Genomic DNA, 15,638 nt, shown 5'->3' on the forward strand with positions numbered 1-15,638 from the left:
TTCCTCTCTGTATTCAATAACTCTCCGTATTGAATCTTATAAGGTTACGAGCCTGCTGGCAAGGATTATTTACAAAAATTCTTTAATGATTCCAGTGTACTTAAAGGAACCGTACAGCTTCCTATATCTCCGTGAAAAACCTCACCGTTCCTAAAGCCGTGAAAATCACTGCCCGCAGTCTTAATTAAGGAATATTTATCTGCTAGTTTCTCATAATGATGAACCTGTTCTATCGTATGGTCAGGATGAAAGCATTCGATACCTGCCAGGCCGATTTCACTTAATAATGCAATCAGTTCATCAGCATCATAGATTCCAGGATGAGCTAACACAGGGACGCCATTTGCATCCTGAATAATTTTTACGGCTTCCATTGGTGAAATGCGATCAGGTATGGCGTATGCTGCTTTACCTTTGCCTAAGTATTTTTCAAATGCTTCATGAAGTGAATTCACGATACCCTTTTCCATTAAAATCTCAGCAATATGTCCTCTGCCTACGTTCCCTTCGCCGCACCTTTTTGCTTCCAGTTCTGATTCATCTATTTGTATACCCAGCTCATTTAGTTTTTGCAAAATCATCTTATTCCGCTGGTCTCTTACTGAGGTCAGCTTTTCTAGTGTCAGCAGAAAATTTTTGTCTTTATAATCAATGTAATAGCCTAAAACATGAATATCTTGTCCTTTATACAATGTACTGATCTCAATGCCTGGTATACATTCAAAATCATCATACTTACTTGCCTCTTCAATTGCAGCCTCGACACCTTTTATTGTGTCATGATCTGTGATTGCAATGGCTTTCAATCCTTTCTCAACTGCGCGCTGGATGTTTTGTGATGGCGAAAATGTACCATCAGAAGCAGTAGTATGGGTATGCAGATCGCCTTGTTTCATATTTTTTCATTCCTTTTTTATTTAAATTACGGTACGTGAAATTTTATTTTAGTGCGTTTCTTTTTCATGATCATTGTAACTGATCCAGTCACTCCAGCTGCCTGCATATAAAATCGGAAGTTCTAATCCAGCTTCATTCATAGCAAGGATATTAACACATGCTGTAACACCTGATCCGCAATAGACAACTGGTGTTTTGTTATCCACTAAGTGATCTTTGTATAAGTTCTTTAGATCCTTTTTATCTTTCCAACAGCCTGGTTCATTAAAATGAATCACCCATGGTACATTTATGGCAGTTGGTATATGTCCTGCGACAGGATCAATCGGTTCGGTAATCCCTTTAAAGCGGTTAGGTTCTCTTGCGTCTATGAGCAGCCTATCTTTTTGCTGAAGAGCTTTAACCAGTTCATCACGTGTAATTATCATATTGTTATTAAAATCAAGTTTAATTTCTGATAACTGTTTATTAGGCACTTTACTTGAGAAAGCGTAGCCTTTTTCTTTATAGTGTGTATATCCGCCTTGCATGACATATACATTGTTCAGTCCAGCGTACTTCATAAGCCACCAGAATCTTGCTGCCATTGTACCGGATTGATCGTCATATGCTACTATTATTTTTTCTGAGTCTACTCCGCAACTGCTTAAAAATTGTGATAGTATGTTTACGGAAGGTAACGGATGACGGCCGCCATGGGTTGAAATTGTTCCAGATAGATGTTTATCTAAGTCAGCATAATATGCTCCTTCGATATGATCTTTTTTGTAGAGTTCAAAGCCTGTATCCGGGTCAGCCAATGAAAAACGGCAATCGAAAATAACAGTGTTTTCATCCTTTATTTTACTGTCCACCCATTCAGGGCTTACTAAATTGGACATAAGATAACCTCCTATTTGTGAAGTATTACGTTAATTTATCTTCATCTTGGGAAAACTGTAACTATTAGAACTGATAGAAAGAAGTGACTTGCAAAATGATACATAGTATACCAAATGCTTCTATTGTAATCTTTGGAGCAACAGGTGACCTTGCTCACCGAAAACTTTTTCCTGCTCTTTATCAATTGTACCAAAAGGGCCATATGAAAGAGAATTTTTCTGTTGTGGGTGTATCCAGAAAAGAATATTCACAGGAGCAATTCCAGCAGGAAGTGTATGAAGCAGTTAACGAACACACGCCAAGCATCGAAAGTGATAAGGTAAAGAAATTCGCTTCTCACTTTTATTACTTAAAGATGGATGTTACAAGTGAACCCAGCTATCATGAGCTTAAAGAACTGCTGAATGTTCTGGACAGAGATTATCAGACAAATGGCAACCGTTTATATTATTTAGCGATGGCGCCTAGTTTCTTTGGTACCATACCTACATTTCTAAAATCAGAAGGCATCACAAATACCGATGGCTGGCAAAGAATCGTAATTGAAAAACCGTTCGGCCATGATCTCCCTTCTGCTACAAAATTGAATGAAGAAATTCAGCAAAGTTTTAATGAAGATGATATCTATCGTATTGACCACTACCTCGGAAAAGAAATGGTACAAAACATACAAGTTATCCGATTTGGAAATGCGATCTTTGAATCGATCTGGAACAATAAATATATTGATTCTGTTCAGATTACATCAAGTGAGACTTTAGGCGTTGAGGACAGAGCTGCCTATTATGAAAAATCAGGAGCTCTATTAGATATGGTCCAAAACCATATGCTCCAGATGGTTATGATGGTAGCCATGGAACCGCCTGGCGAACTAAAACCTGAACATATCCGTGATGAAAAAGTAAAAGTTCTTCGTTCATTGCGTTTCTTTAACGAAGAAGAAGTAAGAAAGAACGTTATCCGCGGCCAATATACAGATGGAACAATTAAAGGTGAATCAGTTCCCGCCTACTTAAAAGAAGAAAATGTAGATCCGGAATCAAAAACTGAAACTTTTGTTGCTGCTAAACTGTTCATAGATAATTTTAGATGGACAGGCGTTCCATTTTATATCCGTACAGGAAAACGCATGGCTGTTAAATCAACCGAGATTGTTATTCAGTTTAAACAAGGTCCAATGGCTCTCTATCACGCTAATACTGAAAAATATCAGCCAAACCTGTTAAGAATTCATATTCAGCCTGATGAAGGTGTCAGTCTCACACTAAATGCTAAACCAAAAGGAGATACATCAGATCTTTTGCCGATCGATATGACATATAACAATAAATCAGCTACTGACATGAACTCTCCTGAAGCATATGAAAAGCTTCTGCATGATTGTTTATTGGGGAATTCCACATACTTTACACGCTGGGATGAAGTTGCGTTAAGCTGGGAGTTTATTGACCGTATAACTAAAACTTGGGATGGCGCTGGTGCTCCGATTACGTATTACCACTCAGGCAGCATGGGTCCTCAGGAAGCAGACCAATTATTAAACTCAGATGGCCATTCCTGGTGGGAACCTACTAAAGTAAGAGAGGAATGTTAATCAAATGAAAATTTACGACGTTTCATTACCAATTTACGAAGGTATGCCTGTATATAAAAACAAACCTGAAAAACAGCCTTCTTTTGACACTTTACAAAACGGCCATGTTACCGAAACTCGAATCGCAATGGATGTTCATACAGGAACACATGTTGATGCTCCTCTTCACATGGTCCCTGGCGGTGATACGATTGAAACTCTGGAGCTAGAAAAACTAGTACGAAAAGCAAAAGTAATCGATCTTACAAATGCTGAAGATTCAATTAAAGCGGATGACCTCGCCGGCAAAGATATTCAAAAAGGTGATTTTGTACTTTTTAAAACGAAAAACTCGTGGGATACGGAATTTAACTTTGAGTTCATTTATGTAAATCATGAAGCTGCCAAAACACTTGCTGAAATCGGAGTATCAGGTGTAGGGATCGACGCTCTCGGAGTCGAACGTGCTCAAGAAAATCATCCTACTCACAAACAATTGTTTCAAAAAGATGTAATTATTATTGAAGGTCTGCAGTTAAAAGATGTGCCCGAAGGTGAATACTTGATGGTAGCAGCTCCATTAAAAATCAGGGGTCTGGATGCCTCGCCCGCACGTATCGTATTAATTGAAGAATAAACAAGAAAAACAGCGGTTTGAGTCCGCTGTTTTTTTATTTGCCTTTTTCCCAAACTTTATTGCTATTGGAAGTGGTTGATTTCCGCTCCAGGATGCTCGCTTTCCGCGGGGCGTGCGGTGAGCCCCTTGGCTATTCAAGCCTGCCGTGGTCTCACCTGTCCCGCTGATCCCGCAGGAGTCTCACACCTTGCGCTCCAATCAACTTATCAAAGAAGTATCACACAAAAAGAATCATAAGCAACAATTTTTGAAAAGACAATAAACAAATCCTTTTTTATTCCATCTTACTCTACTGCCGGCTCCAAATTCTTTGCAGACTGTTCATCCTTGCTGCCTTCATCTCCCCCGTCCTTTTCCTTTTCAGGTTTTATCGCAAAGAACGCGGCTATTGCAGCAAGAATACTTACACCTGCAGATGTATAGAAAACTATTTCGTGTGACGATTTCATCAGTATGGCAAAGATTGGCGGACCTAAAGCTACTCCCACAAATCGCATTGAACTGTAAATAGAGGTTATCGTACCTCTTGCTTCCTTATCAATTCCCTCTGTAATTAAAGCGTCCAAACAAGGCAATGCTGCCCCAATACCAATTCCGGCAATGAATAATGCCCCTAATAAAAAATAAACATTTTCAAAAAATGTAATCAGGAATGCAGATCCTCCGAGAAGCACCATGGATATGAACGTGCACCATTTCATAACTATTTTATTTTGTTTAATTTTTTTCCCTGCTATATAAGAGCAAATTGATAAAGCCAATAAAGGAACCGCCAGTACTAAACCTTTCATAACACCTTTTATGAAGTATTTTTCTTCTAAGATGGTCGATAGGTAAAATAAAATACCAAAAAGCACAAACATAATAACTCCGCCGATAAAAAAAATAGCCATAAGCCATTTACCTTCATTATGAAAGATTTCTTTAACATTCTTTAAAAACTCTTTAAAAGGCTGCTTTTCTTGGTCTTTCTTTGGAACTTTAACTAAAAACAGCACCAATAAAATAGAAATTACACAGAACACGGGAATGAGCCAGAAAGGTAAAAACCAAATAATAGTGGCTAAAAAAGCCCCAAGGATTGGGCTTAGAACTTTACCTATCGTATTAGATGTTTCAATAAGGCCTAAACCAGAGCTTACTTCTTCCTCCTCTTTGAACATATCTCCAACTAGAGGCATTACAACAGGTGCAGCACCGGAAGAACCCACCCCCTGAAGGAACCTTCCTACAAGAATTAGCATAAATGCATTATCCGCTTGCCAGGCCGCCCATCCTGAGATTAATCCCCCGATCCCTGCGATAAAAAGACTCGGGATAATTACTTTTTTACGTCCATATCGATCTGAAAGGTAACCCGCGATAGGTATTAAAAGAATGGCAACAATTGAATAAACTGTGATGATCATTGAGACCTGAAATGAGGAAATCTTTAATTCCTTTCCGATCTCAGGCAAAACAGGTATAAGCATCGAATTTCCCAGCGTCATTACAAGAGGAATTGATGCGAGTGCAAACAGATCCCATTTTTTCTTTGCTTCCATAACATCCTCCACAACCGTACTATTACCTCTTTAGTATTGTAAAAAGTGATGAAACCATACAAGAAAATCCACCCATTGACTGCAGAAACAAATTAAAGCTACACTTATTGCAAAGTGAATTTTCAACAAAATACTCAGAAAACCGCATGTGGAAGACGAAAGGAAGTTATTATTAATGGAACATTTGTTAAACAGCCGCGCTAGATCCATTCAAATATCAGGTATACGCAAGTTCTTTAATGAGGTGGTGAAATATCCAGACGCGATATCCCTCACTCTTGGGCAGCCTGATTTTCCTACTCCACTGCATGTAAAGGAAGCAGCTATAAAAGCTATACATAATAATCAAACCGTATATTCACATAACGCTGGATATGAAGAATTAAGGAAAGCTGCCGCTTCATTTCTTTATGAAAAGTATGATCTTAACTATAACCATCAAAATGAAGTTATTGTTACAACGGGAGCGAGTGAAGCAATTGATATCTCTTTGAGAGCCATTTTGTCTGAAGGTGATGAAGTTTTATTGCCTGCACCAGTTTATCCAGGATATGAACCCGTAATTACACTGTGCGGAGCGAAAGCTATATATATCGATACAACACGAACAGGTTTTAAAGTAACGGTGGATCTTATAAAGGAAGTTATTACACCTAAAACCAAAGCCATAATTCTTCCGTTTCCATCCAACCCTACTGGGGTAACTCTTGAAGATAACGAACTTGAAGAACTGGCTTATTACTTATGTAACCAAAATATCTTTGTCATTTCTGATGAAATCTATAGTGAACTTAGATATAACGGAAAACACCGGTCTATAGCATCTTATAATGGGATGCGCGATAAGACCTTTGTTATTAATGGTCTTTCAAAATCACATAGCATGACTGGCTGGAGAATCGGCCTTTTATTTGCCCCTGTTGAAATCCTTCAGCATGTTTTAAAGGTTCATCAGTACAATGTTACTTGTGCATCAACGATTTCACAGGCAGCTGCTATAGAAGCGCTGACCAAGGGCAAAGATGACGCAGCTCCCATGAGAAATGAATATAAAAAACGATTGGATTACTGTTCTAGCCGATTGGAGCAGATGGGATTGGAATTCGAAAAACCTAATGGCGCCTTTTACCTTTTCATTCCTGTTAAGCAATTTGGTTTAAGCTCTTATCAATTTGCTTTAAATCTCCTTCAAAAAGAACGTATAGCAGTCGTACCGGGTGATGCCTTTTCTTCCCTTGGAGAAGGTTATATAAGAATCTCTTATGCTGCATCTTTAGAGCAGTTGGAAAAGGGTATGGACGGTCTAGAAAATTTTATAAAAACTATTTCTTAAACTGCCCTAAAATGGGCAGTTTTTTCGAATAGTTTACATAACCCTATTACGGTTAAATTTAGGTTCGTGTATAAGAACTCAAATTAGAAAAACACTACAAATACTTTATTAAAAGGATGACGTTTCCGTGAATTTACAAGCATTATTAAGCCACTTGCACATTGACGCCAATACAGATAAAGATCCTATAATCACCGGCATTACTTCTCATTCAAAAAAAGTAGAGCCGGGTTATTTGTTCTTTGCTATTTCAGGTGTGCAGGCGGACGGACATCAATACATACAAGAAGCATTTGAGAATGGTGCTGCAGCTGTAGTTGGTGAATATCGAGAAACATCAGCCTCTGGTCTTTACTTTTACGCAAAAGATACGAAGCGATTGTTAAGCCTTGCTGCTTCTTACTTTTATGACGACCCGTACAAAAAGCATAAGATGACAGGAATTACTGGAACCAATGGAAAAACCACGACTTCCTTTCTATTGCAGCACATCCTCATATCACATGGAATCTCAACTGCATTGTTCGGTACTGTTCACCACTATATCAATTCTAAAATTGTAAAAAGCTCGCATACAACTCCTGACCCTGTTACATTACAGAAGATGTTGAGCGAAAGTAATGACGAAGCAGTTGTGATGGAAGTAAGTTCCCATGGCCTTGAACAAAATAGAATTGAAGGGATCATATATAATCAGGCCATCTTCTTAAATTTAACTCACGATCATCTGGACTATCACGGTACAATGGAGTCCTATTATCAGTGCAAGGCAAAACTTTTTTCATATTTAAAACCAAAAGGTACAGCTATTATTTGCAGTGAAGGAAGCTATGGAAAACGTTTAATTCAGGAATTGTCTTCAAAGAATACATTGCAGGTTTGGACTTATGGGAAAAGAAAAACTGATCATTTTTATATAGAAGATGTAGGGAAAAATTATTTTAATCTTGTTCATGAAACGCTGCATGTAACAGTCCCTCTTCCCTTGCCCGGTGATTATAATGCCTTGAATACCACTGCTGCTATCGCTGCTGCACTTGATTACGGAGTACCTATTAAGGATTCCATTAACTATCTCAAGACCTTCCAGGGCATACCTGGAAGGTTTGAGGAACTTACTCTTTATAATGGAACTGAAGTCATCATTGATTACGCACATACTCCTGACGGGGTATCCCAAGTATTAGAAGCAGCCAGAAAAAAAGCGGGCAGCCGTCCGTTCTATCATGTTTTTGGATTTAGAGGAAATCGGGACGTGACGAAAAGATCGGAAATGATCAGCATCTCTTTAGAATATAGCGATGAAACCGTCTTAACAGTAGATGATTTAGATGGAGTGACAAGAGAGCAGCTAATTCAAGAAACAAAAGAAGCGATACCAGTTGGACCGCACTCCCCCACTGTTATTTCTGACAGAACAGAAGCAATCTTTTATGCTTTAAGGGAAGCACCTCCAAAAAGTGTGGTCATTATAACTGGAAAAGGACCTGAGAGCTACAAAGAAAAGTATCAATACCCTTCAGATTCCGATTTATCTACAGTTAAAATTTTTCAATCTTTGAATAAAGCAGCTTTATAACACAAAAAAACAGCACATGCTCAAGCGGCAGTGCTGTTTTTTATGGCTGTTTGTTGATTGGAAGATGTTGTTTCCGCTACATGATGCTTGCTTTCCGCGGCGTGCGGTGAGCCACCAAGGCTAATATAGCCTGCCGGGGTCTCATAAGGAATTTACTGTGCTCCTGCGTCTGCTAGAAATCCTATCGAAGCGAGTTTCCTCGTCGAATGCCTTACGAGAAGAGTACTCAGGTAATTGGTACGCACCTTGCGCTCCAAGCAACTAGTCAAAAAAGCGTACTCTATAAGCAACAATCTTTTAAAAATGAGCCCTTTTTATTCATGTGACATTATATTTAGACAATTTTTCAAAGCAATTATCCGAGCTTCAAGATCTCCTGGTTTTTTTAATTCGTTAAAATAACCGGTGATCTGATTCAAGAAATCTTCTTTTGAATGAAGTTCTGCTTTTGCGATAACAGACATGTAATGTTGTTCAAGTGCTTTCTCTGCTGTTGCAATCCATTGTTCCACTTCTGTCTCTACACGTTTTGCCAAATCATTCTTTAGGTCGTTAGAACCGCCTTGTTCAAAAAATTGTTTTGCATTTTTGAAATAAGATATCCATTCTTTATTATCTCTTCCCGCGCTATCATTGAATTTAGAAGAAAGTAAAGGTGTATCATACAAACTTGAATTCTCTGCGGGAAGCTTTAAGCTAACCTGGAATTCCTCGCCTTTTTCTATCGTATTCTTTTCTTTATCATTAAGATTCCTTTGTATCCATTTATCCAAGCGCAGTGAACAGGCTCTGAATTCCTGGTGAAGATCATGTGCTAACTTTGCATATAATTCTGAGATACATGCATTGAGCTCCGCTTTAGAAGATTTGACAGCAGCTGGATGAATGGTCTCTTTATAAAAATCGTGATAGCGAATTAAAACCCTCTGTTTAACGTAAAATAAAAGCTCTTTCTGCTCCTGTTCAAATTGATTCTTTGCTAAGAAAATATTCTTCGCGCAATATTCCAGCAACGAATTTTCTCTTTGTTGAACAGCATTTAAATATTCATCTTCTTGCTGCAGTCTTAGCTCTGTTTCAGAGACCATATTGTGAACGACATTTTTCGCATGATTCTGAGAAGCTTCTGCACTTTTAATCATCGCCTGTTCAAGATCATTCTCTACATAATGAAACAAACTTTTAGTAAATAAGTCAAAACCGCTCTCAGGATGCCCTGGTTGGGATAGTTCATTTTTACTGGAAACCGAAAATAATCTTGGATTTCGAATCCCAAACGTCTGGAGGTTACCTTTAACATGGTTTACGACATCCAATTTATCACTTTCGCTGTTAGCTAGATCAGAGGCATTTATGGCAAAGAACATTTTATCCGAAGCAAATGTGTCTTTAATCCTACCTAACTGTATTAGAAATTCCCTGTCTGCATAAGAGAAGGCATGATTAAAGTAAGTCAGATAGATAATAATATCTGCTTGTTTCATATATTCAAATGCTACTTCTGTATGACGTGAATGAATGGAGTTTGCTCCAGGTGTATCAACGAGAACAAGACCTTTTTCAGTTAATGGACAGCTGTAATATATCGTTATTTTTTTAACATAACAAGCTTTCGACTCAACAGCGGCAAAGTTTCTGATTTCGGAAATGTCAGCTTTAATGTGTGTGCCCAGCTGTCCCTTAGAACCTTGATACCCTTCGATAAAGGCTCCTACATGCTTATTACCCTCATATTCTTCTTTTGAAGTATCTCTTAAAATACTTAAATCATTGTGATTAGATTGAAGTATCATATTGATTTCATTAAGAACTTCCTGATCCGATTTCATTTCAATCATTACAGTACCATGCTGATTTTCTTCATCTGGTTTTCGGATTTCATTAATGGCAGCTGTTGTCGGATTTGGTGATGAAGGAAGGATCGCTTCTCCAAACAAGGCATTGGCAAAGGAAGATTTCCCTGCCGAAAATGCTCCAAATAATACAGTTGAAAAAGAGCGCTTCTTTAGCCTGTCAGCAAGCTGATTCATCTCATCTGCTATGTTTGAAAACCCGGATAATGGCTTAAGAAGGGCTGCTGTTTTATATAGCTTTTCAGTCTCATCTAATAGCGTGCCGGATCTTTCATTTTCTTTCTTTTGTACTTCAGAAATAACCTGCTCAGCGTTTAACATTTTGTTTTCTGTTATCTCACCAAATTTGCTTTTAAACTCTTCAACGGATATCTCATTGTATTGTGATTTGAATTTTTGTTCATACTCTTTCACAGCAATAACCAGTGGTTCTTCAGCAGTTGCAGCACTTAACAATTCTCTCTTTTTTTCTGCCCAAATAACAGCATCTTCTTTTTTCTTTTTAAGAGCTGCTATTTCTTTATTAATCTTTTCTTCTTTATCTTGATGTGCCGCAGAAACTTTATCATTCTCACCTTTTACTATGGAAATAGCAAAAGAGATACATTCACTCATCTGCTGCCGGGCTTTCTTTTTTACTTCCCCAGCAATGTTATCACAATAATTTATCAGACCTTGTCCTTGTGAAGATAAACCTGATTGAACATAGGAATATAACGTTTCATCATTAAGACTTATGGTTTCCCATTGAGGAAAATCAATCTGAAACTCTTTCTGCAAGCTGTTTATATAATTTTGTGCATGCCAGTTTATATGAGCGTCAACTGACTCTTGCAGTTTTTCTTGAAATGCATTTTTTCTATGGGTTCGTTCTTGTTCTGTTTTTTGTTTTGAGAAGAACAAACCTACCTTAAAGTCATTTTTTGCAGCCTCAATGAACAGTCCTGCTTTTTCTCTAGTTTCATATGGCATTAATTGAGCAGACTCAATTATTTTCACAAACTGATCACGAATAGTTTCTTCTTTTTCCTTATTATTTTGTTCAATATCGCTTATTAAAGATTGCTGGTTTTTCTTTTCGTTATACAAAAGTGCCAGTTTTTCTTCTAGTGCCTCTAAGTTAAGTTTGTTTTTTTCATTTTGCTCAACAAACTCTGTCACAAAATAACGAAGCTGGCGGTTTGTTTCCTGAAGAAGCAATTGGTCTTTATTTAATTCTATTTTTTTTATATAAGCTACTAAAGCCGAGAGATCGTTAAAAGGAATTTCCGGGGATCTTACACTTGTGAAAAAAATTTGCTCCTTACTGATTCCAAAATCTTTAAACGCCTCAAACACGTTCTCTTTAAAGGAATTAAAAGAAAGCTCTTTTTCCTGATGTTTGTCGATTTGATTAATAATTAATCGTATCGATTTGCCCTTTTCATTCAACGATTTGATAAATTCAATATTTGTCTCTGAAAGGATGTGGTTATAATCCATAACATAAAAAATAACATCCGCTAAATGTATGACGTTCTCAGTCGCTTTCTTATGAGCTGGATCTGTAGAATCAATTCCAGGGGTATCATAAAATGCAATATTTGCCGCAGTATTTTCCTTTTTCTCGTAAAAAAGTTCGATAGCATCTACAAGTTCTGCGTCTTTACATAAAGTCTTGATTTCTTCTACGTTATAAGGATGTTTGAACGTAACTACTTCTTTATTTTTTAGATGAACAACAGCCTTAGGTTCACCTTGTTTCATTTTTACGATATTCGCACTTGTTGGAATAGGACTTGCCGGTAAAATCCCCGTATTTGATAAAGCATTGATCAAACTGGATTTTCCTGCCGAGAAGTGACCGCAGAATGCAATAGCATACTCTTCTTCCGCAACTTTAAGAAACAGTTCACTAATCTGTCCTGCTTTTTCAAATTCTTTTAGTTCATCAAACTTTTCATATAAAGCAATCAAACGCTGTTTTTCTGTATATAGCAATTCTTTTTCAGTTGATTTCATCGTATCCACCTGTCTTCGGGTCATGTATCACTATTCACTTTACCATATATATGATAACGATTTCACCATTGTTTATCATTATGAATACGCGAAAACAGATTTCTTCCACTAATTCTTTTACTTCGATTCAAAAAAAATAGGCCATAAATATCTCATCTTCAAATTTCCCATCAATAATCACTTGATTCTTTTGTCTGCCTTCTGTAATAAATCCAACTTTTTCATATACCAATACTGCTTTCTCATTACCTGAAAAAACAGTCAGCCATAACTTATGTAAGTTGTTTGTCCGTCCCCATCTTAAAGTATATTTCATGACTTGTTTGCCAATCCCGAGACCTTGGGAATCTGGGTGAATCCACGTCCTGAATATACCGGTATGTTTTTTCATCTCGAGTTCGCCTTTTAAAACTCTTGCGATCCCCACTACTTTTCCCTTCCTTTCAACTGCTGTGTACATGTTACCTTTTAACCTTGTTTCAAGTATAAATTTAATTTCCTCTTCTAAAGAGTGCGGTTCTTCTTTTTGAAGATATCTTCCTGCTTTAACAATCGTCTCAACATGCTTTATAATATCTTGGGCATCATTTTCATCTACTGGACGCAATATAATCGTTTCTCCGTTTTTAGCTTCAAAAGAAAAAGTTTCCCCGCTCCGCATACACCAATTCCTCCCTTGTCAATATTTTCTTATTATGTCTTTTTCATATCTTGTCATTCATTATGTAAAATAGTGGTGCTGTAATTCATTATCATTAGAATTTATCGTTAATAAGCCATAGGAGAACTTCTTCTGCCTTCGTTTATCGGTAGGCGAACCCGGGTTAAATAAGATGATCTCATCCCGCTTCTCCACAAAAGGGATATGTGAATGACCAAAAACGATCAGGTCTGGTTTATCATCAATACATGAATGATAAGCTCTATCTGGTGTAGTTCTTCCTTTTCCCAGATGGCCATGAACGATTGCGATCTTCATATGTTCTGCCTGAAGCACCTCTTTATCAGAGAGCTGTTTAGCCCATTCATCTTTTTCTGCGTTCCCTCTTACCCCATAAACGGGAGCATAGAGACTTAACTCCTCATACACTGACTTTTCAGACCAGTCTCCAGCGTGAATGATAAAATCCACACCTTCTTTAAGTACGCTAAGGAGATGCTCAGGAAGTTCTTTGCCTTTCTTAGGCATATGAGTATCAGCTAATATTAATATCTTTTTCAATGCAGCTTTCCTCCTTGTATTTAAGGTTGTTTCGGTAAACATAGTTGCTATGAGAAGATGTTTTTTTCCGCTCCAGGTGCTCGCTTTCCACAGGGCGGGCGGTGAGCCTCCTCGCGCTTTGCGCCTTTAGGAGTCTCACCTGTCCCGCTTCAGGGAAGTATTCTTGCTCCTGCGTCTACAAGTAAATGCTACCGACGTGAGCTTCCTCGTCGCATGCCTAGCGAGAAGCTTCACATGTGGTAGGCACGTACCTTGCGCTCCAATCAACTAGTCAAAGAAGCTTAATCAACAAAGAATGTAGAAAAGCAATAATCTGTTAGAAATGAGTCTTTAGAAAAGAGCCAATAAAAAAAGCAAAGGGACATTTGAGAGCTCCCCTTGCTTTTGTCAGTTATTTATCCTCTGTTTTTAAAATCTTCACGCACACGCTTTTGAGAACGGTAAGACTGGTCACGTCCTCCGCTTCGGCTTCCGCCTTCACGAGATCCGCTTCTTTCACCTTTTGAGAAGCCAGAACGACGGTCTCTTCCGCCTCCACCTTCTCTTTTGCCTCCAGAACCAGAACGTCTGCGGTCAGAGAAACGATTGTTTGGACGGCGCTTTTTAACTGATAAAGGCGGCTCGTCTGTTAAGTTGATCGGAGTTGTATCAGGCTCTTTTGTAAGAAGTTTTAAAGCAGCTGCTAAAAGCGTAACAGAATCATTCTCTTCCAATAATTCAACTGCTGTTTGCTTATAACCGCTAAAGTTATCTTCTTCAACAACTTCCATCAACTTTTCAAGTGTAATCTGCTGTTGTCCTTCCATTGCTTCAGAAACTGAAGGAATCACTCGTTTGACCATTTTACGCTTAGTGATTTTTTCAATCGTATACAAGTGATCGATCTCACGTGGAGTAATAAACGTTAATGCATAACCTGTTTTCCCTGCACGTCCTGTACGTCCAATACGGTGAACGTAGCTTTCAGGATCTTGAGGGATATCAAAGTTATATACATGAGATACACCAGAGATATCAAGACCGCGTGCTGCTACGTCTGTAGCAACAAGCACTTCGATTGTATTGTTTTTAAATGCACGCAATACTTTATCACGTTTTGCTTGCGGAAGATCACCATGGATACCTTCAGCTGAATATCCACGTTTACTCAACGCTTCAGATAATTCATCTACACGGCGCTTCGTACGTCCGAAAACGATCGCAAGCTCTGGAGAGTGAATGTCCATGAAGCGGCAAAGCGCATCAAATTTTTGACGTTCTTTCACTTCAACATATTCTTGTTCAATGTTCTTAACTGTCATTTCAGAAGCTTTTACTTTAATAAGTAAAACATCTTTCATGAATTTTGCAGCAAGGTTTTGAATCTGTTTTGGCATTGTTGCAGAGAAAAGCATCGTGTGGCGTTCTGTTGGAACGTTTTCCAAGATCTTTTCGATATCTTCAACAAACCCCATGTTTAGCATTTCATCAGCTTCGTCCAATACCACTGTATGAACGCTATCAAGCTTTAATGTCTTTCTGTTGATATGATCTTGAACTCGACCTGGTGTTCCTACAATGATATGCGGTCCGTTTTTCAATGCCTTAATTTGTCGAACAATCGATTGTCCACCATAGATCGGAAGAGTTTTAATACCTTTAAATTGTCCGATTTTATTAAGTTCTTCAGCAACTTGAACAGCTAATTCTCTTGTCGGTGCTAAAACGATACCTTGCACGAGTCGTGATTTTGTATCCATTTTTTCAATTAGCGGAATTCCAAAGGCAGCTGTTTTCCCAGTACCAGTTTGAGCCTGACCAATTAAGTCAGTACCTTTAAATGCTGTAGGAATTGTATCACGCTGAATTGGTGTTGCTTCCTCAAATCCCATATTGTTGATTGATTGAAGCAACTCGGGACTAAGTCCCAATTCTTGAAATGTTGTCAATGTTCTATCTCCTTTTCTTGACGAAAAAGGTTTATACGATAACCTCGTGGACCTGACATGTGATTAATTCTTTAAGGTGTCAGCCAAATTGTTTTCAAAATACATCATGATTTGCACATAAAATAGCATTTCCGCTGGTTTAATTGACTGGAAATGCTTAGCCATGTGAATATGCGTAAAAATTAAAAG

General features: G+C 38.0%; 11 protein-coding genes. 4 read left to right on the plus strand and 7 right to left on the minus strand.

All coding sequences use genetic code 11. The features are described from left to right. Nucleotides 1-65 precede the first annotated feature (65 nt). Complete coding sequence (locus tag ACFW35_RS09545; RefSeq protein ID WP_379845337.1) at nt 66-896, minus strand: PHP domain-containing protein; 831 nt, start codon at nt 894-896, stop codon at nt 66-68. Nucleotides 897-944: 48 nt separating this feature from the next. Next, a complete protein-coding gene (locus tag ACFW35_RS09550) occupies nt 945-1,778 on the minus strand; it encodes a sulfurtransferase (protein WP_379845339.1) in 834 nt (277 codons plus the stop codon). A gap of 95 nt (nt 1,779-1,873) precedes the next feature. Between ACFW35_RS09550 and zwf the strand changes: the two genes are divergently transcribed. Further along, entirely contained in the window at nt 1,874-3,373 is a 1,500-nt protein-coding gene (zwf, locus tag ACFW35_RS09555) for a glucose-6-phosphate dehydrogenase (protein ID WP_379845341.1), read from the plus strand. Nucleotides 3,374-3,377: 4 nt separating this feature from the next. Then, a complete protein-coding gene (locus ACFW35_RS09560; protein WP_379845342.1) occupies nt 3,378-3,989 on the plus strand; it encodes a cyclase family protein in 612 nt (203 codons plus the stop codon). 284 nt (nt 3,990-4,273) lie between these two features. On the opposite strand, the gene ACFW35_RS09565 is transcribed toward ACFW35_RS09560, so the two are convergent. Beyond that, nucleotides 4,274-5,533, minus strand: a complete 1,260-nt coding sequence (locus ACFW35_RS09565; RefSeq protein ID WP_379845344.1) for an MFS transporter — start codon at nt 5,531-5,533, stop codon at nt 4,274-4,276. Between the two features lie 175 nt (nt 5,534-5,708). Here ACFW35_RS09565 and ACFW35_RS09570 point away from each other — a divergent pair, with 175 nt between their 5' ends. Beyond that, nucleotides 5,709-6,866, plus strand: a complete 1,158-nt coding sequence (locus ACFW35_RS09570; RefSeq protein WP_379845345.1) for an aminotransferase A — start codon at nt 5,709-5,711, stop codon at nt 6,864-6,866. A 127-nt stretch (nt 6,867-6,993) separates the two neighbouring features. After that, the gene (locus ACFW35_RS09575; protein ID WP_379845347.1) at nt 6,994-8,445 is read left to right on the plus strand and encodes a UDP-N-acetylmuramoyl-L-alanyl-D-glutamate--2,6-diaminopimelate ligase; all 1,452 of its coding nucleotides are present in this window, start codon (nt 6,994-6,996) and stop codon (nt 8,443-8,445) included. 314 nt (nt 8,446-8,759) lie between these two features. Here the strand turns inward: ACFW35_RS09575 and ACFW35_RS09580 are convergent, their stop codons facing one another. The 4 genes from ACFW35_RS09580 to ACFW35_RS09595 form a co-directional block, all read right to left on the minus strand. Further along, nucleotides 8,760-12,299: a dynamin family protein gene (locus ACFW35_RS09580; protein WP_379845348.1), complete on the minus strand. Its 3,540-nt coding sequence runs from the start codon at nt 12,297-12,299 to the stop codon at nt 8,760-8,762. Between the two features lie 127 nt (nt 12,300-12,426). Further along, entirely contained in the window at nt 12,427-12,960 is a 534-nt protein-coding gene (locus ACFW35_RS09585) for a GNAT family N-acetyltransferase (RefSeq protein WP_379845350.1), read from the minus strand. A 60-nt stretch (nt 12,961-13,020) separates the two neighbouring features. Further along, nucleotides 13,021-13,521 (minus strand): metallophosphoesterase family protein, encoded by a 501-nt coding sequence (locus tag ACFW35_RS09590; protein ID WP_379845352.1) that lies wholly within the window; start codon nt 13,519-13,521, stop codon nt 13,021-13,023. 395 nt (nt 13,522-13,916) lie between these two features. Then, nucleotides 13,917-15,449: a DEAD/DEAH box helicase gene (locus ACFW35_RS09595; protein WP_379834053.1), complete on the minus strand. Its 1,533-nt coding sequence runs from the start codon at nt 15,447-15,449 to the stop codon at nt 13,917-13,919. Nucleotides 15,450-15,638 lie beyond the last annotated feature (189 nt).

The organism is Fictibacillus sp. NPDC058756 (assembly GCF_042746035.1).
Classification (GTDB): domain Bacteria; phylum Bacillota; class Bacilli; order Bacillales; family Fictibacillaceae; genus Fictibacillus.

What these genes read in the sequence shown, in the direction of transcription:
- ACFW35_RS09550 (WP_379845339.1), bottom strand. Translation starts at nt 1,778, where the DNA reads ATGTCCAATTTAGTAAGCCCTGAATGGGTGGACAGTAAAATAAAGGAT.
- ACFW35_RS09585 (WP_379845350.1), bottom strand. Translation starts at nt 12,960, where the DNA reads ATGCGGAGCGGGGAAACTTTTTCTTTTGAAGCTAAAAACGGAGAAACG.
- ACFW35_RS09565 (WP_379845344.1), bottom strand. Translation starts at nt 5,533, where the DNA reads ATGGAAGCAAAGAAAAAATGGGATCTGTTTGCACTCGCATCAATTCCT.
- ACFW35_RS09580 (WP_379845348.1), bottom strand. Translation starts at nt 12,299, where the DNA reads ATGAAATCAACTGAAAAAGAATTGCTATATACAGAAAAACAGCGTTTG.
- ACFW35_RS09570 (WP_379845345.1), top strand. Translation starts at nt 5,709, where the DNA reads ATGGAACATTTGTTAAACAGCCGCGCTAGATCCATTCAAATATCAGGT.
- ACFW35_RS09545 (WP_379845337.1), bottom strand. Translation starts at nt 896, where the DNA reads ATGAAACAAGGCGATCTGCATACCCATACTACTGCTTCTGATGGTACA.
- ACFW35_RS09560 (WP_379845342.1), top strand. Translation starts at nt 3,378, where the DNA reads ATGAAAATTTACGACGTTTCATTACCAATTTACGAAGGTATGCCTGTA.
- zwf (WP_379845341.1), top strand. Translation starts at nt 1,874, where the DNA reads ATGATACATAGTATACCAAATGCTTCTATTGTAATCTTTGGAGCAACA.